The organism is Streptomyces sp. NPDC005141, assembly GCF_053599975.1.
The window spans coordinates 61,229-80,920 of the sequence record NZ_JBSFYW010000042.1; the positions used below are offsets into that span (position 1 = coordinate 61,229).

A 19,692-nucleotide genomic window follows, 5' to 3' on the forward strand; every position below is an offset into this window, starting at 1 on the left:
GTGTCTCAGTACCTCAGGTGCCGTGCGGCACCTCAGGCGTTCGTACGCCGCCGACCGGCCAGCACGCCGTAGGCCACGCCCGCCAGGCCGGCGGCGATGCCCACGATGCCGAGCACGCGCGCGGTGGTGTCGCTGCTGTCCGTGGAGGAGGCCGCCTCGGTGGTGTCCTTGGCGGTCTTCTCGGCGTCCTCGGCCTTCTCGTCGTGCGAGGTCTCCTCCGCGGCGCCGGCCCCGTGGTGGCCCCCTTCGGCCGCGGCCGCGGCCGAGAGCGCGAGCACCGGAGCCGGGTTCTCGGGCTCCTCCGCACCCTCCTTCTGCGGCTCGATCCAGCGCACGACCTCCTTGTTGGAGTACGTCTGGACGGCCTTGAAGACGAGTTCGTCGGTGTCCTCGGGCAGCGCGCCGATGGAGAGCGGGAACTTCTGGAAGAAGCCTGCCTCGATGCCCTTGCCGTCGGCGGTCCAGGTGACCTTGGTGACGGCCTCGTCGATCTTCTTGCCGTGCGCGGTGAGCGGCTTGGCCAGCTTGGACTTGGTGACCTTCACGCTCCAGCCGTCGAGCGGCTGCGGCATGACGGAGGAGAGCGGGTGGTCGGCCGGGAAGCTCACCTCGAGCTTGGTGGTCGAGGCGTCGTCGCGCTCGTTGGGAACCTTGAAGTTCACGACGGCGTAGTCGCCCTTGGCCGCCACGCCCTCGGGCTGCACGCTGACGTGCGCGAACGCGGGGGCGGAGACGGCGAGAACGGCCGAGGCGGCGACGGTGCAGACGGCGGCGATGCGAGAAGCCTTCATGGAAGAGAACACTCCACTTTCAGTCCGGTGACAGAGGGGATGCGCGTGCGGGTGCGCCTCGGTGTCCCGGGAGAGGGATGAATCCGTGTCCGGGGGAGCCGGGCGGGCACGCGCGCGTGCGGCACGACCGCGTCCCCTCCGAGAGGTCCGGGAAGTCCGTGGAGTCCGTGAAGGCATGGACTCAGGGGCTTCCGTGGATTCCGTGAAGCGGCGCGTCGTGTCAGGCGGCGAGGACGAGTGCGGTGGAGGCGGGCGGCCCGCGTCGGACGACCGTGTGCTGGAGGGCGGTCGTCCGTGGAGTGGGGGTCGCGAGCAGCGCGGTGCGAGGCGTGCGCGTGATCTCGGGCGCCCCGGGAAGTCCCATGCGCAGGGCGCGTACGAGGGTGAGGGCCGCGCGCAAGGACCGAACGAGCGCCCCTTCCGCGACTCCCTGCGCCGACAGGCGCATGAGACGCAGGAGCGCGAGGTCGCCGCGGCGCAGCACCCACCCGGCGGCGACGGCCGCGAGGACGTGGCCGAGCAGCATCGGCAGAGAGGGCAGCACCGACATCGGGGTGCCCGCGGCTGCCGGTACGGCGTCGGCGGCATGGTGCATGGACGACGTCATGTCCGTCGTGCCCGTGTCGATCCGCGCGTCGGCGAGGATCTTCTGGGCCTGTACGGGGCTGATCGCCGCCGCGGTCGTCCCGCACACCAGGCGGGCGGCCCGCGCCACGAGCGAGGCGTCGGACATCGACATCCCCGAGGCCATCGAGCCCATGGACCCGGTGGCCGTCGTACTGGCGTGCGGGCCGAGTCCGAAGAGCGTGTGCAGCACGGTCTGGCCGAACGCGAGGACCGCCACGATGCCCGGAAGCTCGCGTTCCCGTCCCGCCAGTGCGGCGGCGACGGCGAAGACCGCGAGGAAGCCGGCGCCCACCGTCCAGAGAGGGACCGTGGTGCAGGAGGCGATCCCATGACCGGCCGCGGCCAGCACGACGCAGACCGCGGCGAACACCGCGGCCCTCAGGGTCCGGAGGCCGGCTCCGGAGCGCGCCGAACGCTGGTGGGGGGCAGTCATGGCGGGCTCATCATCGCATTGGGCCCACCCGCCACGGACGGCAGGTCCGATCGATGGCATGCGGCCGGTCCGTCCGCAACGCGGCGTACGGCCGAAAGGTCGTCATCCGGCCGTGATTCGCCCGCGCATACACCGACCTCTCAGGTGAGCGCGTCCGCCGTATGGGCGGCATCACGTCCCGTAGGCGATTGCGCACGGGTGGTTGCGGCAATACGTAACGGTATGTCGAGCCGCGCCCAGGAGGCTGGAGCATGAGCATCTGGTGGTCACTCCATTTGCGGCGCGAGGCTGCGAGTGTTCCGCTCGCCAGGCGTCTGCTGCTCGGCACGATGGAGAGCGCGGGCGTCGACCCGGACATCTCGTACGACCTCTCCGTCGCTCTCACCGAGGCCTGCGCCAATGCCGTCGAGCACGGCGGGGACACCGTGCGGGGCACCTCCTGCGAGGCCGAGGCCTACCGCGTGACGGCCTACCTCGACGGTGATCAGTGCCGCATCGAAGTCGCCGACTCCGGCCCCGGCTTTCCGGCCGGGAACGCCCGCACCCTGCTCCGCCCGGCCGGGGAGGACGCCGAGCACGGTCGCGGTCTGTGTCTCATCCAGGAGCTCGCCGACCATGTCCACATCGGCAACAAGCCGGGGCGCGGCGGTGCGGTGGTGAGCTTCGACAAGATCCTCAAGTGGAGGAAGGTCCCTTCGTTGCTGCCGGTTTGACGTCCGGCGGGACGCTGCGTGACGCGACTTCGGCTTTCTCAGGGCCCACAGGCCCGTCACAGCGCTCACCCACGCTCCTGAGGGCTGACGTTCCTAGGTTTCCCGGCATGACGGGAAGCCACAAAGCCAAGTCGATCACCCGGCGCCGAGCGATCACGGTGACCGGAGGCACGGTCGCCGCCGGAGGTCTCGCGGCCGCCGGCTACCGGACGGCGTTCGCCGGCGGGACGGCCACCACCGACGCGGCGGCCACCGCTTCGGCGAGCGCGGGCGGTGGCACGCCCCCGAGCGGCGCGCCGGGTGACGCCCCCACCGGTACACCGCCGAGTGACGCCCCGAGCGACAGCGCGAGCCCGTCGGCCTCCGCGTCCTCGTGAACCCGCCGTCTTCCCCCACGGCCGTCCCCGTCAGTAACCTCCTTCGCCCCGACCTCCTTTGCCGGAACCCTCTTTGCCGGAACCTCTTTTGTCCGTGACTTCCTTCGCTCGTAGCCGAGTTCGTCCATGGGCGCCTTCACCGCCGGCGTCCTCACAAGAAGGGGTACGTCCATGAGCAGCCGCGAGGACGACGAGGCGCTGGCGCGGGCCGCCGTGGCCGCGCTGACCCGGCAACTGGAGCTGGCTCCCAAACCCGGACTGCCCGACCCGCGCGACCTTCGCGCCCGGGCCACCCGGCGGGATCTCTGCTCCCTGCGCTGGTCCGCCAAGGCGCTGACACCCGGTCTCGCGGCCATGGCGGCCGCCGCCCGCCGCACCGGCCGGCCCACGCCCGAACTCCGTGCGGAGCTGGGCGCGATAGGCCGCTGCACCGAGCACTCGGTGGCCCTGACGGGCGGCGGGCACCGTGGTGCCCTGTGGGCTCTCGGCCTCCTGGTCGCCGCGGCGGCCCTGGACCCCCGGGCCACCGGGCCCGACGTCACCGCGACCGCCAAGCGGATCGCGGCACACACCGACCGGCGCGCACCGCGGCGGCCCTCCCGCGGCTCGTCGGTCTCCGCGAAGTACGGGGCGGCCGGTGCGCGCGGTGAGGCGCGTGCCGGATTCCCCCACGTGCGGCGGGCCTTGGACGCGCTCGCCACCGCCCGCTCGGCCGGCGTGCCCGAACCGCGCGCCCGCCTCGACGCACTCCTCACCGTCATGTCCACCCTCCAGGACACCGAGTTGCTGTACACCGCCGGTCCCCACGGCCTCCGGCACGTCCAGGCGGGCGCCCGGGGGGTGCTGGAAGCGGGGGGCTCCTCCACGGAGGAGGGGCGCGCGAGTCTGTCCGCCCTCGACGACGATCTCCACGCGCGCGCGTGGAGCCCCCGGGGAAGCGGCGCCCTGCTCGCCGGGGCGCTGTTCGTGGATTCCCTGCCGGTGAGGACCCGCTCATCGGTCCGCGTCGCCTGAGACGGCGCGACCTGTGCCGGTCCGCGTCGCCTGAGGAGACCGGACCGGTATCGACGTGCTTCGGGGCTCAGTTCCGGGTGGTCGCGGTGAGCGGCGTGCGTCGGGCTCCGCCGTTACGGGGACGGACGTCGGCCCGGTGACCCGTGGCCCCCGCGTCGCGGGAAGCCGCCCACCTCGCCGCCGGTCCCATCGCGTACGACGCCCCGGCCGTCAGAGCCCCCAGCAGCAGCCACCCCGGTGTCCCCCAGCCCACCAGAAGCGCCGTCAGGACGAGGGGGCCCATGGTGCGGGCCACCGTGACCCCCGTACCGAAGAAGCCCTGGTACTCGCCCATGCGGTCGGACGGGGCCAGATCGAATGCCAGTTGCCAGGAGCCGGCGGACTGCTGCATCTCGGCGACGACCTGGAGGACCGCACCCGCCACGAGGACGGTGGCCGCGACCCAGGGGGAGGCACCGGACGACAGCGCGAACACCGCGCAGGACGCCGCCATCACGATCCCGGAGCGGCGAATGGCGCGGGTCGCCGTGGAGAGGCCCGTGACACCGCGGGCCATCCGCACCTGGAATGCCATCACCGCAACGGTGTTGAGCACGAACAGGGCGGACACCAGCCAGACGGGCGCCTCGGTGCGCTCGGTGATCCACAGCGGTACGCCGAGGCTGAGCAGCGGCATCCGCAGCAGCAGCACGGTGTTGAGGAACGTGACCAGCGCATACGGGCGGTCCCGCAGCACGCCGGGCCCCCGATTCCCCTTTCGGTCCCCGCGAGCCGGCGCCACCGAAGGCAGCCGCCACAACAGCGCCGCGCACACCAGGAAACCCACCGCGTCGAGCGCGAACACCCCGAGGTACGCCGACCGCGTCCCGGCGTGCAGGGCGAGACCGCCGAGGCCCGCGCCCACCGCCAGACCGGCGTTGAGCGTCGACTGGAGATGCGCGAGGAGCCCGGTGCGCTCCCCTGCCGGTATCAGCGCGGCGAGCAGGGCCTGTCGGGCCGCCCCGAGCCCCGACTGCGCGGACGCGTACGCGCAGGCCGCGACGACGAAGGGGACGAAGCCCTGGACGACCAGGAAGGACGCCACCGCCGCCGCGGTGGCCAGCGCCAGCAGCACCGCCGTGCCGCGCGGTCCGCGACGGTCGGCGAGCCCGCCCAGCGGCACACCGACGAGCGAACCGATCGCCCAGGCGACGGTCAGCCCGAGCCCCACGCGCTCGGGAGACAGCCCGACGACGTGCGTGAAGTACAGCGCGGACGACACGTAATAGGCGCCGTCACCCACGGAGTTGCTCAGCTGCGCGAGCGCGAGCACCCGCTGCGGCCCGGAGGGCGGGAGGAGACGGCTCGCCCGGGCCGAGCCGCGCGGCGTACGAGCTCCCGAGAGGTCACGCGCCGCCGCGAGCGGTGAAGAGGCCTCGTCGGCGGAGGCCTGGCGCGCGGAAGTCTCGTGCACGGAGGACTCGTGCGCGGAGGATTCGTACGCGTCCTTCCCCGAGGGGGTACCCGAAGCGTTGCTCTGCGCGAGCTCTGCGGATCGTGCGGCGCGATGCGTCATGGCTTCGACGCTACGAGCCGGATGGACCGGTCGGCAGGCCCATTCGCCGAGACTTTCGATGGTCCAATTCAGGACCCGACGCCTGGCCGGACCACCCCGCTCGGCGGCCCGCTCCGGATCACATCGGCCCGCCCCGGCGCCCTTCGGCCCCTTCCAGCACCCGCCCCAGTACCTCCAGGGCTTCGGGATACATCCGCTCGCGGGGCGTCCCGTACCCGACGACCAGCCCCTGCGTCCGGCCGTCGCCCGGCGTGTGCCAGTGGTCGCCCAGGCGCCCGACCGCGAGGCCCTCCTCCTCGGCGCGCGCCAGCACCCGTGACTCGTCCGCCACCTCGACCAACGCGTGCAGCCCCGCGGCGATCCCCCGTACGCCCCTGCGCGCCCCCACCCGGTCGAGAAGCTGGTCGCGGCGGCGCCGGTAGCGCAGCCGGCACGCGCGCACATGACGGTCGTACGCGTGGCTCTCGATCATCTCGGCGAGCGCCAACTGGCCGATGGACTCGGTGTGATGGTCGCTGTGCAGCTTGATGTCGGCGACCGGTTCGACCAGGTGAGGGGGCAGCACCATCCAGCCGAGCCGCAGGGCGGGGCCGAGTGTCTTGGAAGCCGTGCCGAGGTAGACGGCGTGGGCCGGTGCCATTCCCTGGAGGGCGCCGACCGGCTGCCGGTCGTAGCGGAACTCCCCGTCGTAGTCGTCCTCGATGATCAGCCCGTCCCGTGTGCGTGCCCAGTCGGTGAGCGCCCGCCGCCGCTCGGGGTGGAGCGTGACACCGGTCGGATACTGGTGCGCGGGGGTGACGACGGCCGCGTCCGCCCCGAGCGCCGCCAACCCGTCGGCGCGGGCGCCGTGTTCGTCGACGGTCAGCGGCACCACGTTTCCGCCGCTCTTGCGCACCACGTCCCGGTGGAACGGCAGCCCGGGGTCCTCCATGGCCACCGTCCCGCCGTCCAGCAGACGGGTGAGGAGGGCGAGCCCCTGGACGTAGCCCGAGGTGATGACGATCCGCTCCGGCGGCGCGATCACCCCGCGTGCCCGCCCGAGGTAGCCCGACAACGCCGTCCGCAGTTCGATCCGGCCGCGTGGATCCCCGTAGTCGTACGCCAGGGAGGGCGCCGTCGCGATGGCGCGGCGCAGTGCCCGCAGCCAGGCCGCCGCAGGGAACGTACCGACGTCCGGGCTGCCGGGGCGCAGATCGAAACGGGGCGCACGCGCGCGTGGTGCCCGTACGTGGGCCGCCGCGCCGTCGGCCGGGAGCGGGGCCACCTCGGTGCCCGAGCCCTGCCGGGCCGTCAGATACCCCTCGGCGATGAGCTGGTCGTACGCCGCTTTCGCCGTGCCCCGGGAGATGCCGAGTTCGGTGGCGAGCCGCCGGGTCGCGGGCAGCCGGGTGCCCGGGGTGAGCCGTCCGGTGCGGACGGCGTCCCGAAGGGCCCGTTCGAGCCCGGCTCTGCGCCCGGCCGACGCGTCCGGTTCCAGATGCAGGTCCACTCCGACGCCGGACCAGAAGTCGTCGTCCACGAAAAGCCGCCCCCTAGGCACACCGAAAACCCGCGGGCGCGCCGCCGGGCCCGCGGGCACGCCGACGTCCGGGGGCCACCGCCGCCCCCTGGACACACCGATGGCCGGGCACCCTGGAGGGCACCCGGCCATCAGTCTCGTATCAGCCCTCGCGGGCACTATGTCAGCCCTTGAGGGACGCCATCCATGCCTCGACCTCGTCCGACCGGCGCGGCAGGCCGGCCGACAGGTTCAGGTTGCCGTCCTCGGTGACGAGGATGTCGTCCTCGATGCGGACGCCGATGCCGCGGTACTCCTCCGGCACGGTCAGGTCGTCCGCCTGGAAGTACAGGCCGGGCTCGACGGTCAGGCACATACCCGGCTCCAGCGTGCCCTCGACGTACGTCTCGGTGCGCGCGGCGGCGCAGTCGTGGACGTCCATGCCGAGCATGTGGCCGGTGCCGTGCAGGGTCCAGCGGCGCTGGAGGCCGAGCTCCAGGACGCGCTCGACCGGCCCCTCGACGAGGCCCCACTCGACGAGCTTCTCGGTCAGCACGTGCTGCGCGGCGTCGTGGAAGTCGCGGTACTTGGCGCCCGGCTGGACGGCCGCGATACCGGCCTCCTGGGCCTCGTACACGGCGTCGTAGATCTTCTTCTGGATCTCCGTGTACGTGCCGTTGACGGGCAGCGTGCGCGTGACGTCGGCGGTGTAGAGGGTGTGGGTCTCCACGCCCGCGTCCAGCAGCAGCAGATCGCCGGAGCGGACCGGGCCGTCGTTGCGCACCCAGTGCAGCGTGCAGGCGTGCGGGCCCGCGGCGCAGATCGAGCCGTAGCCGATGTCGTTGCCCTCGACCCGCGCGCGCAGGAAGAAGGTGCCCTCGATATAGCGCTCGCTGGTGGCCTCGGCCTTGTCGAGGACCTTCACGACGTCCTCGAAGCCGCGCACGGTGGAGTCGACGGCCTTCTGCAGCTCGCCGGCCTCGAACGCGTCCTTGACGAGCCGTGCCTCGGAGAGGAAGACGCGCAGTTCGTCGTCGCGCTCGCGGGTGACCTTGTCGGTCAGGGCGGCCTCGATGGCGGCGTCGTGGCCGCGCACGACCCGGACGGGACCGGTGGCTTCCTTCAGCGCCGCCGCGAGTTCGCGGACGTCTGACGCCGGGATGCCGTACAGCTGCTCGGCCTCGGCGAGGGAGTGACGGCGGCCGACCCACAGCTCGCCCTGCCCGGACAGCCAGAACTCGCCGTTCTCGCGGTCGGAGCGCGGCAGCAGGTAGATCGTCGCCTTGTGGCCCTCGGAGACCGGCTCCAGCACGAGGACGCCGTCCTCGGTGAGGTTGCCGGTGAGGTACGCGTACTCGACCGAGGCACGGAAGGGGTACTCCGTGTCGTTCGAGCGGGTCTTCAGGTTGCCCGCCGGGATCACCAGGCGCTCGCCCGGGAAGCGCGCGGACAGCGCGGCGCGGCGGGCCGCGGTGTACTCGGCCTGCGCGATCGGGGTGAGGCCCCGCAGCTCGGTGTCGGCCCAGCCGGACTTCATGCTGTCGGCCAGCTCGTCGGACACGCCCGGGTACAGGCCGTTCTTGCGCTGCTTGATCGGCTCTTCCTCGCCGTCAGCGGTTTCGTCGAGCACGGCTTCCGGGGTCTCCGGGGTGAGCGCCTCCGACACGGTCTGCCTCCTAGATACGACTGTGGACCGCCTCCCATCGTACGGTCGTACTGAAGGGGGCCCAGGGCCGGAAGGCCTGTTACACGAGGTATTCGTCCCCTCACTCGAACCGGGCGGCCAGCAGGACGATGTCCTCGTCGGTGTCCGCCTCGTCGAGACCGTCCGGCAGTACACAGCGCAGGACGTGGTCGGCGATCGCGCCGGGGTCGTCGCGGACGGACCTCGGGACACTCGCCGCCGCCGCGTGCAGCCGCGCGAAGCCACGGTCCATCGGATCGCCGGTGCGGTGCAGCAGACCGTCGGTGTAGATCAGCACGGTCTCGCCGGCGTCGGCGGTCAGTTCGACGCTCGGGGCCTCCCAGCAGGCGAGCATGCCCAGGGGGGCCGACAGGGAGGTCTCCACGAACTCGGTGCGCCGCGGGCCGATCACCAGGGGCGGGCTGTGTCCGGCACCGGCGAGGGTGAGCCTGCGCAGGGCCGGTTCGCAGTAGGCGAAGAGAGCGGTCGCGGAGCGCGCGGGTTCGGTCAGCCGCAGCAGCAGTTCGAGGTCGGAGAGCACGGCGACGGGGTCCTCGCCCTCCATGACGGCGTAGGCCCGCAGTGAGGCCCGCAGCCGGCCCATGGCGGCGATCGCGCTGGGGCCGGACCCGCTGACGGAGCCGACCGCGAGACCGAGCGCGGCGTCGGGCAGCGGCAGCGCGTCGTACCAGTCGCCGCCACCGCGCGGGCCGGTGCGGTGCCGGGCGGCGAGCTGGACGCCGGGGACCCGGGGCAGCCGCGGGGGAAGCAGTTCGGTGGAGATGGTCGTCATGGCCGTCCGCGTGCGTTCCAGTTCCACCAGCCGCGCCAGGTGCTCCGTGGCGTACCGGGCGTAGAGGCCGACGAGGTGGCGCTGGCGCTCCACCGGTTCGGCGGGCTCGTCGTACAGCCAGACGGCGGCACCGAGGCGGCCGGCCGCCTCGGTGGACAGCGGCAGCGCGTAGCTCGCGGCGTAGCCGAGACGGGCGGCCACCTCGCGGTGGCGCGGGTCGAGCCCGTCCTCCGAGAGGAGGTCCGGCTGGGTGATCTCGCTCTCGCCGCCCGGCAGCCCGTCCAGGATCTTCCCGTACGACATGGAGCTGCGCGGCACCGTCTCGATGTGGCCGAGATCCGCTCGGGCGAGGCCGAGTCCGATCGTGGTGTCGGGACCCAGTCCGTCGCCGGGTTCCATGACGACGAGACCGCGCCGGGCGCCCACGAGGGCGGCTCCGGCGCGCAGCAGTTCCTGCAGTGCGTCGCTCAGTGTCGCGGTGCGTGCCAGGCGCTCGGTGAGTTCGTGGAGCGTGGTGAGATCCGAGACCCAGCCCGCGAGGCGATCTTGGAGAACGGCCCCGGCGTCGACCGGGGAAACGGCCGAGGAGGCCCCCGTGGGAGCGGGCGTCGGCGCGACAGTGTGTGCGGGCGAAGGAACCGTTGAATCGATTCCAGCCACTTTCGGAAGGTGAGGGGCGTTCATGACGTCCGGCTTTCCGACCGGTGCGTATTGCTCAATAGCATCGCAAACCCCCATGTCGTTCTGCGCCGCTAGCGGTGTCTCCACATGTACACGTACTCGTGAGGGGATGTCCAGCATTGTCCTGCTGGGATTACTGGTGTCCATGAGACCGTCGGTAACCCTTGCGGGAAAACAAAGTTGGCCTAAAACTGACTCGGGCAACGGCTTATTGAGGTCGACTGGCCTCGTTCGACGGAGCGTCACAGCGGTCGTGATGGGTACGTACTCGGTGAAGGCCAGGGGTGGTTGAGATCCGCCCGGAACCTGGCGACGGACCCGGGCGTCTTAACCACCGACGACCGTGCCCCATCCTCCCCGTGGCGGAGGCGGCAAGAAATACGCGGGACGCAAAACGCCAGGCGCCGCCACCCCACGCCATGCCCATGCTTTGGTACACGCGGTATGGGCGCGGACGCAGCCACATGCTCGGCCCAGAGGGGTTCCCCTTGTCTCCAGCAGGGGTGTGATGCGCCAGCAGGTACGCACAGTGAAGTGATCGACACATGGTGTGATGTGATCCTCGGTGTTGCCAGGCGTGCAACGGAAAGGAACGAGCGCTCATGCGCGAGATCCTCGGAAGGCGACGCAGGCTCCTGTCCAGGCGGAACAACGGGAGGCCTGAGATGCTCAGCGCGGCCCTGACCTTCGCGACCGAATGGCGGTGGCCCGTACTCCCGGGTGTGGCGGCGGACCCGCAGGGGCGTGCCCGCTGCGGATGCCCCGACCCGGAGTGCACGGTGCCCGGCGCCCATCCCTTCGACCCCGGCCTCCTCGCGGCCACCACCGACGAGCGCATGGTGCGCTGGTGGTGGACCAACCGGCCGTCGGCACCCATCGTGCTGGCGACCGGAGGCAGCGCCCCGTGCGCGGTGAGCCTGCCCGCCCTCGCGGCGGCCCGCGCTCTCGACGCCCTCGACCGCAACGGCATGCGCCTCGGCCCGGTCGTCGCGTCCCCCACCCGCTGGGCGATCCTCGTCGCCCCGTACTCCATGGAACAGCTCGGCGAACTCCTCTACGCGAAGGACTTCGTTCCCGGCTCCCTGCGTTTCCACGGCGAGGGCGGCTACATCGCCCTGCCGCCGTCCGAGACGGGCCAGGGCCAGATCCGCTGGGAGCGCGCTCCGCTGCCCGGCTCCGCCGCCCCCTGGGTGCCCGATGTGGAGGCCGTGGTGGACGCCGTGGTTGAGGCACTCACTCGTACGGGTGTGAGCGCGCCCGAGTTGTAGGGGCGTCCGGCGCGCGGTGAGCCGCGCGCCCGCCCCCGCTCGTTATCGTCCGCGTATGCAGCGTCATTCTGGGGGGCACAGCGCCTCATCGCCGCCGCCCGGCGGGCCGGACCCCCGAAGAGTTCGACTTGTGGCGCTGGCAGGCGTCGTGGCGTTCGTCCTCGCCCTGCCGCTGGCCGTGGCCTCGGCCGGCTCCGTCGGCGACGACGACACCACGGCCGTACGCGAGACGGTTCGCTCGGACGACCGGCCGGCGACACCCGAACCCGGACGCTCTCCCCGGCTGCTCGGCCTCGGCCTCGCGACCGCCGCCCGGTGCGGCCCCGAGCTCTCCTCGCCCGACGGCGTCGAGGCACAGACCTGTGTCCTGACGCAGGGCGAGGAGACCTGGGCGCGTACCTACTACCGCAACGCGACCGGCGACGCGCTGAGCTCCGTACTGAGTCTGATGGGCCCCGGCGGCCGCACGGTGCAGATGAACTGCGCGGTGGACGCGGAGGACGATCCGGGGGTGTGCGAGACGCCCAGGGAACGTACGGCGGGGGATGCGGGTGCGTACACGGCGGTCGCGGAGTTCGCGAAAGGCACCGGCTCCGCCGGGCCGCTGCTGCTGCGCTCGGGGAGCAACTCGGCCCAGTAGCAAGGCTGTTGATGTCGTACGGGATTCCGCACATGGAAAGACCCGGTTGCTGGCGACGGGGGATGCACCAGCAACCGGGCTACTCGAACGGTAACAAGAGATCGGCGGTTCGCAAATTCGATCTCGGCTATTCGGACACGGATTTACCTGTCACAACGGGGAGTTGTGACAGGAGTCACCCGTTTCCGAGACCCTGACCAGCTGACCGGTCGGTCAGTTTCTGGATCTGCGGGTCCGCTGTGTGTCAGCTGAGCGTCACCTGTCGGTTGGTGAGCCCCCCGCGCGCACGGCGCTCGTCCGCCGTCAGCGGCGCGTCCGTGGCCAGAGCGGCGGTGAGGCGCTCGGCGAACTCGGCCGCCGGCTTCTCGATGTCGTCCGCCGTGACACCGGTCGGCAGGTCCCAGACCGGCACCGTGAGCCCGTGCGCACGGAAGGAGCCGACCAGCCGGGTGCCCTCCCCGAGGCTCGACCGGCCCGCCGCGTGCAGTCGCGCGAGGGCGTCCAGAAGCTGCTCCTCCGGGTAGGGCATGACCCAGCGCAGGTGGTTCTTGTCGGGCGTCTCGCACCAGTAGGCGGCGTCGACGCCGGAGAGCTTCACGGTCGGGATGGCGGCGGCGTTGGCCCGCTCCAGCGAGGCGGTCACCTCGGCCGTCGCGTTCTCCGCGTCGGGGACCCAGAATTCGAAGCCGCTGTGCACAACTGGCTCGAACGTGCCTTCGGGATCGAGCAGGTCCTGGAGCCGCGGACCGTCGGCCGGGGCGCGCCGGCCCTCGACCGGGGTGCCGGGCGGCGCGGTGAGCGCGCGCCGGAGGGTGTCGGCGAGGTCGCGGCTGATGTCACCGGACGCCGTGTCGTTCTGGAGGCCGAGCAGCACCGAGCCGTCGTCGCGGCGCAGCGCCGGCCACGCCATCGGCAGGACGGTGGCGAGGGTGACCGAGGGGACGCCCTCGGGCAGGCTCTCCTTGAGCTTGAGCTCGACCGTCGCGGCGGGCACCAGCTCGCGCAGCGCGACCCAGTCCCCTTCGCCCTGCAGGCCCTCGAACGGGCGGTGCACCAGCTCGGTCACGGCGTGCGCGGCAGCTCGGCCGTGGCAGGCCTTGTAGCGGCGGCCGCTGCCACAGGGGCAGGGCTCGCGAGCGCCGACAACCGGGATCTCGCCGCCGTCCTTCGGCTGCGGCTGCTTGGCCTTCGTCTGGGGTCGCTTCTTGGCCATCGTGGGTGTCTCCCGATCACGGCTCGTCTCGTACTGGCGCGAGCCTAGCCGTTCGTACGGGGGTCGACGGGATCCTGTGGACAACGCACCGCGTCGTCCTGGAACCCGGTGCTTCGGTCCGCGTGCGCCTGCGTGCGCCTCAGTCCAGATCGTCGAAGGCGTCCGTGAAGTCCAGGTCGGATATCCCGGACACCCTCGGTGACGCGACGCGCGTAGCGAAGTCGTCGTGCCGGCGCGCCGTTTTCACGTCGTCCTGGATGACCACCCACACCGTGACCTCGCCGTGGATGTCGTCCCGTACACCCCAGTCCTTGGCCAGCGCCGTGATGATGTTCAGCCCGCGGCCGCCGCGTGCGGTGACCGAGGGCGTCGCGGGAACGGGGCGGGTAGGACCACCGCCGTCCGTCACCTCGACCGTCAGCCGTCCGGCCGGGTCGACGCGCCACGTCGCACGCACATCGCCGTCGCCCGCCAGGGCGTCGCCCAGGGGCCTGCCATGCCGACAGGCATTGCTGAGCAGTTCGGAAAGGATCAGTACGGCGTCGTCGATGACCGTTTCCGCCACACCGCCGGAGCGGAGCTGATCACGCATCCGGTGTCTTGCTTCCCCCACGCCCGCAGGGCCATGGGGTACGGCCATGCTCGACGACGTGGGCACCTCCTGTGCCACCACCAACGCCACCCCCGAGACCTCCTTTGCCCCACGCCACGGTGTGAATGCCCCTTTGGACTGGACCGGAAACCGGCCAATCAACGTCTGCTGACGCACTCGTAACGATCGAATGCGGAGCGAACGCGCCGGAGCACTCCCTGTGATCGGATGGCTGATTCTCGGTGGTTTTCGATGGGCGATCCTGGTGTTTTCCGTGAGGGTCCGCCCTGCGGCAAGGCCAGCTCAGCGGCCCAACTGCCGCAGCACGGCGCGCGGGCGGTTGGTGATGATGGCGTCGATGCCCAGTTCAACGCAGAGATCCACGTCCTCGGGCTCGTTCACGGTCCAGACATGCACCTGGTGTCCGGCTCGTTTCAGTCGTTCGATGTACCCGGGGTGACTGCGTACGATCCGCATCGAGGGGCCCGCGATCCGGACACCCGCGGGCAGCCGTCCGTCCCGCAACCGGGGCGAGACGAACTGGAGCAGATACACCGTCGGCAAGGTCGCGGAAGAGGCCCGGACACGGTGCAGCGAGCGCGCCGAGAAGCTCATGACACGCACCGGGGAATCGCCGGCGGACTCGGGGGCGTCCAGACCGAAGCGCTTCAGCAGGTGCAGCAGCCGCTCCTCGACCTGGCCCGCCCAGCGCGTCGGGTGCTTCGTCTCGATGGCCAGCTCGACGCGGCGGCCGGCGTCGGCGACGAGCTCGAGCAGTCTCTCCAGGGTGAGGACGGAGGTGTCCTCGAGGTCACCGGGGGCGTGTTCCCAGTCCGGCGACTCGTCGCGGTTCTTCCAGGAACCGAAGTCCAGGGCGGCGAGTTCGGCGAGCTCCAGGGCGGAGACGGCCCCGCGGCCGTTGGACGTCCGGTTCACGCGGCGGTCGTGGACGCAGACGAGATGGCCGTCGGCGGTCAGCCGTACATCGCACTCGAGGGCGTCCGCACCGTCCTCGATCGCCTTCTTGTACGCGGCCAGCGTGTGCTCCGGGGCCTCTTCGGAGGCTCCGCGGTGGGCGACGACCTGAATCGGGTGCTGTCGTGCGAGGGTCACCGCGTCATGGTGCCACCGTCGGGGTGCGGGTGTGAGGTGAGATGCGTCGCAATTCGACCCTTTTGACATTAAAGGCCCGTTATAAAGGATGGTCTTGGACGCACAGCCACCGCTTATGGTGCCCTGACGCCTCGTGGGAAAAGCTGACGGCGTACAAAAGCACATGCACAGCTGCATCGCGCCGGGCCATCGACAAGTGTGAGTGGGCGTGACCGAGTGCGACCGAGAACAACAGCCGTGGATCGAGGAGAAGAGCTGTGAGCACCGAGAACGAGGGCACTGCAGTACCCCCGGCCCCGTCCGCACCTCCTGTGCCGGTGGAAACTCCCGCTGCTTCCGCACAGGGCGCCTCGCACACGGGGAGCGAGCCGACCGCTCCGATCCCCGCGGTGCCCAGTGCCCCCGGCGCACCGGAGCACCCGTCGGCGCCCACGGGCATGCCGGCGTACGCGTCGGCCGGAGCCGGACAGGGGTCCGACCCCTACGGGCAGGGAGCCGGGGTCCAGGGCTCCGCGCCCGAGGCGGGCTGGCCGCCTCCGCCGCCCGCCACTCCTTCGTACGCCGACGGCGGCGGTTCGGGAGCCGGCGGCTGGGGCTCCTCCTACCAGCAGCCCGCGCCGAAGCCGAAGAACGGGCGCGGCGGCCTGGTCGCCGCGATTCTGGTGGCCGCGCTGGTCGCCGGCGGAGTGGGCGGCGGCCTCGGCTACTCCCTGGCCAAGAACAACGACGACTCCACCGACTCGACGACGGTCTCCGCGCCGAGCAGCAGCGGCGAGGTGAAGCGCGCCTCGGGCACGGTCGCCAACGTGGCTGCCCAGGCGCTGCCGAGCACCGTCACCATCGAGGCCCAGAGCAGCAACGGCGAGGGCGGCACCGGCACGGGGTTCGTCTTCGACACGCAGGGCCACATCCTCACCAACAACCACGTGGTGGCTGACGCCGTCGACGGCGGCAAGCTCACCGCGACCTTCCCGAGCGGCAAGAAGTACGACGCCGAGGTGGTCGGCCACGCGCAGGGCTACGACGTCGCGGTCATCAAACTGAAGAACGCGCCCTCGGACCTGAAGCCGCTCCAGCTCGGCAACTCCGACAAGGTGGCCGTCGGCGACTCCACGATCGCGATCGGCGCGCCCTTCGGTCTGTCCAACACGGTGACCACGGGCATCATCAGCGCGAAGAACCGTCCGGTCGCCTCCAGTGACGGCAGCTCCAGCAGCAAGGCCTCGTACATGAGCGCCCTGCAGACGGACGCCTCGATCAACCCGGGCAACTCCGGCGGGCCTCTCCTCGACGCCTCGGGCGCGGTCATCGGCATCAACTCCGCGATCCAGTCGTCGAGCAGCGGCGGCCTCGGCGGCTCCGGTCAGTCCGGTTCCATCGGCCTGGGCTTCGCCATCCCGGTCAACCAGGCCAAGTACGTCGCCCAGCAGCTGATCAAGACCGGCAAGCCGGTGTACGCGAAGATCGGCGCGTCGGTCTCCCTGAACGAGGGCACGGGCGGCGCGGAGATCACCGAGCAGGGTGCGAGCGGCTCGGCCGCGGTCGAGTCCGGTGGCCCCGCCGCCAAGGCGGGTCTCAAGCCCGGCGACGTCATCACCAAGGTCGACGACATGGTGATCGACAGCGGCCCGACGCTCATCGGCGCGATCTGGACCCACAAGCCCGGCGACACCGTGAAGCTCACCTTCACGCGCGACGGCAAGACCCACACCGCCGACGTCACCCTCGGCTCCCGAGAGGGCGACAGCTGACCTGAGCGTCCGACACCGGACCTGTGCCCCCGTGCCCCCGTTCACCGGCGGCACGGGGGCTCCTCTTTTGTCCGGGGTGCGGTCTCGAGCCATGTGGCCGACATCGCTGGAACTGTCGCGTCCTCCGCGTGGCAACAGGGGGAACCCTCGTGGAGAGACCGGTCGGGAAGACGCGCGGCTCGCATCAGGTACGACGCGGTTTCGGAGTGGTCCTGCCGACCTTGCCCTCAACGCGCTCCGGAGACGCGGGACCGGGGCGTTGCCGATGGCGGGACAGGCTCTGTCGAGGGGGCCGGGTCAGTGTGATCTGACGGACCAGTTGCTGGAAGCAGGTCAGGGACGCGAGGGCCGGTACGACGGCTGCGGCGACACCGGTGATGGACTTGTGGGTGGCGGCCACACAGAACAGCACGGCGATGGAGGAGAACAGCACCACGACGTACCACGAGTGCACAGCACGGCGTTGGTGCAGGGCAGCGCGCAGGATGGAGAGCGAGGCCACCATCCAGGGGCCGTAGATCAGTAGAGGCCACCAGGATCCCGTGTTCGTCCCGGTGGAGGACGCGATGTGCTGCAGAGGCGCATACGCCGCCATGCCACTGCAGACGCTCACCATCGAGACGATGACGGCAGCGCATGCGGCTATCACGAAGCTGACGGTCTGCAGCCAGGCGAAGCGGGGCTTGCGGACGCGCACTTTTCGATGTCCGGACGAGGAACGCCGGAAGGGCGGCACTTCGGCGGTGATGTGCACCAGGTTTTCCATCGTGTCACCGGCGGACTCTTCGCCGTACGACGGCTCGCTGCGGGGTGGCGGCACGAAGGCCTCCTGCTCCGCCGCGGCATCCTGCAGGAGGTAGGTGAGCTCCTCGACCGGGTCCCAGCCCTGTTCGTATCGGGCGTCGACAGGATCGCCGTATCGACCGGCGGCCGTCTCGGTGGGGTATCCGGGATGCTGTTCGTACCGAGCGAAGGAGAGATCCGGATATTCGTCATTCACTGAAATTTCGCCCCGTCACGAGAGGACCGCGTAGTGGCTGGAGCGTCCCTGGCCTTCCATCGCTGGTTGAGTTCCTCCTGAACCAGGTCCAGCACCGTCAGGAAGTCACCGAGCAGCGACGCACTGCCACGCGGTTCGACTCGCGCGCCGTCTCCGTGCACCGGGCTACGGGCGTCAGGTGATGAGGACGCGGTGGCAGGCGTGTAGGTGTATCGCCCGACTGTCACCGTGCGGTCCGCGCCCGAATCCTCCGCCGCGGTTCTGGAGGTGGGTGGGCCGAGGGGGCTTGCTTTCGCCATATTTCGCTAACGCCGTGCCCCCTTCGTCAGATGTGTGGCAAATGAGTGAGCGCAACGCGGCGGAAGTATTCACGAAAGCGTCTTTTCGTGAACTGGGTCCGATGGGCTGCCGCGTTGGCGAGTGCGTTCGTACCCCAGGGGTTCGTACGCATGGAGGTGGACGGGATCGGAGAAGGCGGGCCTCGCGGGGACCACGCCCCCGCGAGACGCTCGGGGCCGGGTACGCTGTACCCGCTCCGTCCCAGGTGGGCCGGGGCGCAGGTGGGTTGCCCGAGCGGCCTAAGGGAACGGTCTTGAAAACCGTCGTGGCGCGAGTCACCGTGGGTTCAAATCCCACACCCACCGCAGCGGATCAGAGGCTGTGCGGATCAGCGGCTGTGCAGATCAGAAGGGGTGCCACTCTCCGGAGCGGCACCCCTTCTGCGTATCCCTGTCCCTGCCCTTGTCCCTGTCCCGGTTCGGGGAGCCGCGGCGCCGCCCTGCGGCGGAACGGGTTTGCGGGTGGGGGAGGCGTTGTCACGTCGTCTATTCGGGGTCGCGGTTGAACTGCGCCTTCGACCAGCGGTGGCCGAGGACGCTCAAGCCCAGGCACCAGGCGATGGTGATCCAGCCGTTGTTGCCGATCTCGGTACCGAGGAGGAGTCCGCGCAGGGTCTCGATGGCGGGGGTGAAGGGCTGGTACTCGGCGATCGGCTGGAACCAGCCCGGCATGGAATCCAGCGGGACGAAGGCGCTGGAGATGAGGGGCAGCAGGATCAGCGGCATGGCGCTGTTGCTGGCCGCCTCGGCATTGGGACTGCCCATGCCCATGCCGACCGCGATCCAGGTGAACGCCAGAGCGAAGAACGCGAGCAGCCCGAACGCCGCCAGCCATTCCAGAACGCCGGCGTCCGTGGAGCGGAAACCCATGGCGACACCGACCGCGCCGACGAGGACCACGCTCACGATCGCCCGCAGCACGCTGCCCACGACGTGGCCGAAGAGCACCGACCCGCGGTGGATGGCCATCGTGCGGAAGCGGGCGATGATGCCCTCGTTCATGTCCGTGGCAACCGACACCGCGGTGCCGACCACTGTGGAGCCGATCGTCATCAGCAGGATGCCCGGCACGAGATACGCGATGTAGGCGGAGCGACCCGCGCCACCGCTCATGGTGTTCCCGAAGATGTAGACGAACAGCAGCAGGAGCATCACGGGCGTCAGCAGGAGGTTGAGGGTGAGGGAGGGGTAGCGGCGGGCGTGCAGGAGGTTGCGGCGGAGCATCGTGGTCGAGTCGCGTACGGCGAGGGGGAGGGTGCTCATCGGACGGTCTCCTTGGGCTGGTTGGGCTGGTCCGGCTGGTTGGGCTGGGTGGGCATGGTGGTGTTGGCGGTCAGGGCGAAGAAGACGTCGTCGAGGTCGGGGGTGTGCACGGTGAGTTCGTCGGCTTCGATGCCGGTGGTGTCGAGTCGGTCGAGGATGGTGCGCAGGTGGCGTTGGCTGCCGTTGCTGGGGATCTGGAGGGTGAGGGTTTCGTCGTTGCGGGTGGTTTCGTCGAGTGCGAGGGCGGCTGACTGGTAGGTGGTCGGGTCGGTGAAGCGGAGGCGGACGTGGCCGCCGGGGATGAGGCGTTTGAGTTCGTCGGCGGTGCCTTCGGCGGCGATGGTGCCG

The 19,692-nt window shown here is 71.0% G+C and carries 17 protein-coding genes, 1 tRNA gene and 1 pseudogene; 7 read left to right on the forward strand and 12 right to left on the reverse strand.

Features of this window, described 5'->3' with window-relative positions; all coding sequences use genetic code 11:
* Nucleotides 1-32 precede the first annotated feature (32 nt).
* The gene (locus ACWD68_RS28275; RefSeq protein ID WP_451809274.1) at nucleotides 33-791 is read right to left on the reverse strand and encodes a YcnI family copper-binding membrane protein; all 759 of its coding nucleotides are present in this window, start codon (nucleotides 789-791) and stop codon (nucleotides 33-35) included.
* Nucleotides 792-1,011: 220 nt separating this feature from the next.
* Nucleotides 1,012-1,851: a hypothetical protein gene (locus ACWD68_RS28280; protein WP_451809275.1), complete on the reverse strand. Its 840-nt coding sequence runs from the start codon at nucleotides 1,849-1,851 to the stop codon at nucleotides 1,012-1,014.
* 251 nt (nucleotides 1,852-2,102) lie between these two features.
* Here ACWD68_RS28280 and ACWD68_RS28285 point away from each other — a divergent pair, with 251 nt between their 5' ends.
* The 3 genes from ACWD68_RS28285 (at nucleotide 2,103) to ACWD68_RS28295 (ending at nucleotide 3,955) form a co-directional block, all read left to right on the forward strand.
* Nucleotides 2,103-2,564, forward strand: coding sequence for an ATP-binding protein (locus tag ACWD68_RS28285; RefSeq protein WP_451809276.1), 462 nt, complete (start codon nucleotides 2,103-2,105; stop codon nucleotides 2,562-2,564).
* A gap of 107 nt (nucleotides 2,565-2,671) precedes the next feature.
* Nucleotides 2,672-2,941, forward strand: coding sequence for a hypothetical protein (locus ACWD68_RS28290; RefSeq protein WP_451809277.1), 270 nt, complete (start codon nucleotides 2,672-2,674; stop codon nucleotides 2,939-2,941).
* Between the two features lie 171 nt (nucleotides 2,942-3,112).
* Nucleotides 3,113-3,955 (forward strand): triphosphoribosyl-dephospho-CoA synthase, encoded by an 843-nt coding sequence (locus tag ACWD68_RS28295; RefSeq protein WP_451809278.1) that lies wholly within the window; start codon nucleotides 3,113-3,115, stop codon nucleotides 3,953-3,955.
* Between the two features lie 67 nt (nucleotides 3,956-4,022).
* Here ACWD68_RS28295 and ACWD68_RS28300 read toward each other — a convergent pair whose 3' ends face one another.
* The 4 genes from ACWD68_RS28300 to ACWD68_RS28315 form a co-directional block, all read right to left on the reverse strand.
* Nucleotides 4,023-5,510, reverse strand: coding sequence for an MFS transporter (locus ACWD68_RS28300; protein WP_451809279.1), 1,488 nt, complete (start codon nucleotides 5,508-5,510; stop codon nucleotides 4,023-4,025).
* A 118-nt stretch (nucleotides 5,511-5,628) separates the two neighbouring features.
* Nucleotides 5,629-7,029, reverse strand: a complete 1,401-nt coding sequence (pdxR, locus tag ACWD68_RS28305; RefSeq protein WP_451809280.1) for a MocR-like pyridoxine biosynthesis transcription factor PdxR — start codon at nucleotides 7,027-7,029, stop codon at nucleotides 5,629-5,631.
* A 163-nt stretch (nucleotides 7,030-7,192) separates the two neighbouring features.
* Nucleotides 7,193-8,674 (reverse strand): aminopeptidase P family protein, encoded by a 1,482-nt coding sequence (locus ACWD68_RS28310; protein ID WP_451809281.1) that lies wholly within the window; start codon nucleotides 8,672-8,674, stop codon nucleotides 7,193-7,195.
* Nucleotides 8,675-8,774: 100 nt separating this feature from the next.
* Nucleotides 8,775-10,286: a PP2C family protein-serine/threonine phosphatase gene (locus ACWD68_RS28315; protein WP_451809292.1), complete on the reverse strand. Its 1,512-nt coding sequence runs from the start codon at nucleotides 10,284-10,286 to the stop codon at nucleotides 8,775-8,777.
* Between the two features lie 482 nt (nucleotides 10,287-10,768).
* On the opposite strand from ACWD68_RS28315, the gene ACWD68_RS28320 reads away from it, so the two are divergent.
* Both ACWD68_RS28320 and ACWD68_RS28325 read left to right on the forward strand, forming a co-directional pair.
* Entirely contained in the window at nucleotides 10,769-11,434 is a 666-nt protein-coding gene (locus ACWD68_RS28320; RefSeq protein ID WP_451809282.1) for a bifunctional DNA primase/polymerase, read from the forward strand.
* 55 nt (nucleotides 11,435-11,489) lie between these two features.
* A complete protein-coding gene (locus tag ACWD68_RS28325; RefSeq protein WP_451809283.1) occupies nucleotides 11,490-12,074 on the forward strand; it encodes a hypothetical protein in 585 nt (194 codons plus the stop codon).
* Between the two features lie 244 nt (nucleotides 12,075-12,318).
* Here ACWD68_RS28325 and ACWD68_RS28330 read toward each other — a convergent pair whose 3' ends face one another.
* The 3 genes from ACWD68_RS28330 to ACWD68_RS28340 all read right to left on the reverse strand — a co-directional run bounded on the left by ACWD68_RS28330 (nucleotide 12,319) and on the right by ACWD68_RS28340 (nucleotide 14,992).
* Nucleotides 12,319-13,287, reverse strand: a complete 969-nt coding sequence (locus ACWD68_RS28330; protein WP_451809284.1) for a DUF5926 family protein — start codon at nucleotides 13,285-13,287, stop codon at nucleotides 12,319-12,321.
* A gap of 139 nt (nucleotides 13,288-13,426) precedes the next feature.
* Nucleotides 13,427-14,056 carry an ATP-binding protein gene (locus tag ACWD68_RS28335; RefSeq protein ID WP_451809285.1) on the reverse strand — a complete coding sequence of 210 codons (630 nt, stop codon included), beginning with the start codon at nucleotides 14,054-14,056 and terminating at the stop codon, nucleotides 13,427-13,429.
* 126 nt (nucleotides 14,057-14,182) lie between these two features.
* A complete protein-coding gene (locus tag ACWD68_RS28340; protein WP_451809286.1) occupies nucleotides 14,183-14,992 on the reverse strand; it encodes a glycerophosphodiester phosphodiesterase in 810 nt (269 codons plus the stop codon).
* A gap of 257 nt (nucleotides 14,993-15,249) precedes the next feature.
* On the opposite strand from ACWD68_RS28340, the gene ACWD68_RS28345 reads away from it, so the two are divergent.
* The gene (locus ACWD68_RS28345; protein WP_451809287.1) at nucleotides 15,250-16,743 is read left to right on the forward strand and encodes a S1C family serine protease; all 1,494 of its coding nucleotides are present in this window, start codon (nucleotides 15,250-15,252) and stop codon (nucleotides 16,741-16,743) included.
* 184 nt (nucleotides 16,744-16,927) lie between these two features.
* On the opposite strand, the gene ACWD68_RS28350 is transcribed toward ACWD68_RS28345, so the two are convergent.
* The gene (locus tag ACWD68_RS28350; RefSeq protein WP_451809288.1) at nucleotides 16,928-17,743 is read right to left on the reverse strand and encodes a DUF2637 domain-containing protein; all 816 of its coding nucleotides are present in this window, start codon (nucleotides 17,741-17,743) and stop codon (nucleotides 16,928-16,930) included.
* 559 nt (nucleotides 17,744-18,302) lie between these two features.
* Here ACWD68_RS28350 and ACWD68_RS28355 point away from each other — a divergent pair.
* A tRNA-Ser gene (locus tag ACWD68_RS28355) sits at nucleotides 18,303-18,387 on the forward strand.
* Nucleotides 18,388-18,567: 180 nt separating this feature from the next.
* Here ACWD68_RS28355 and ACWD68_RS28360 read toward each other — a convergent pair.
* Nucleotides 18,568-19,344: an ABC transporter permease gene (locus ACWD68_RS28360; RefSeq protein WP_451809289.1), complete on the reverse strand. Its 777-nt coding sequence runs from the start codon at nucleotides 19,342-19,344 to the stop codon at nucleotides 18,568-18,570.
* A pseudogene (locus ACWD68_RS28365) lies at nucleotides 19,341-19,692 on the reverse strand (ABC transporter); the annotation flags it as partial. The gene ACWD68_RS28360 and the pseudogene ACWD68_RS28365, both read right to left, overlap by 4 nt.

Bases quoted from the DNA above. Each gene is read 5' to 3' on its own strand.
- ACWD68_RS28275 (WP_451809274.1), bottom strand. From the start codon at position 791: ATGAAGGCTTCTCGCATCGCCGCCGTCTGCACCGTCGCCGCCTCGGCC.
- ACWD68_RS28280 (WP_451809275.1), bottom strand. From the start codon at position 1,851: ATGACTGCCCCCCACCAGCGTTCGGCGCGCTCCGGAGCCGGCCTCCGG.
- ACWD68_RS28285 (WP_451809276.1), top strand. From the start codon at position 2,103: ATGAGCATCTGGTGGTCACTCCATTTGCGGCGCGAGGCTGCGAGTGTT.
- ACWD68_RS28290 (WP_451809277.1), top strand. From the start codon at position 2,672: ATGACGGGAAGCCACAAAGCCAAGTCGATCACCCGGCGCCGAGCGATC.
- ACWD68_RS28295 (WP_451809278.1), top strand. From the start codon at position 3,113: ATGAGCAGCCGCGAGGACGACGAGGCGCTGGCGCGGGCCGCCGTGGCC.
- ACWD68_RS28300 (WP_451809279.1), bottom strand. From the start codon at position 5,510: ATGACGCATCGCGCCGCACGATCCGCAGAGCTCGCGCAGAGCAACGCT.
- ACWD68_RS28315 (WP_451809292.1), bottom strand. From the start codon at position 10,286: ATGCTGGACATCCCCTCACGAGTACGTGTACATGTGGAGACACCGCTA.
- ACWD68_RS28320 (WP_451809282.1), top strand. From the start codon at position 10,769: ATGCGCGAGATCCTCGGAAGGCGACGCAGGCTCCTGTCCAGGCGGAAC.
- ACWD68_RS28325 (WP_451809283.1), top strand. From the start codon at position 11,490: ATGCAGCGTCATTCTGGGGGGCACAGCGCCTCATCGCCGCCGCCCGGC.
- ACWD68_RS28330 (WP_451809284.1), bottom strand. From the start codon at position 13,287: ATGGCCAAGAAGCGACCCCAGACGAAGGCCAAGCAGCCGCAGCCGAAG.
- ACWD68_RS28360 (WP_451809289.1), bottom strand. From the start codon at position 19,344: ATGAGCACCCTCCCCCTCGCCGTACGCGACTCGACCACGATGCTCCGC.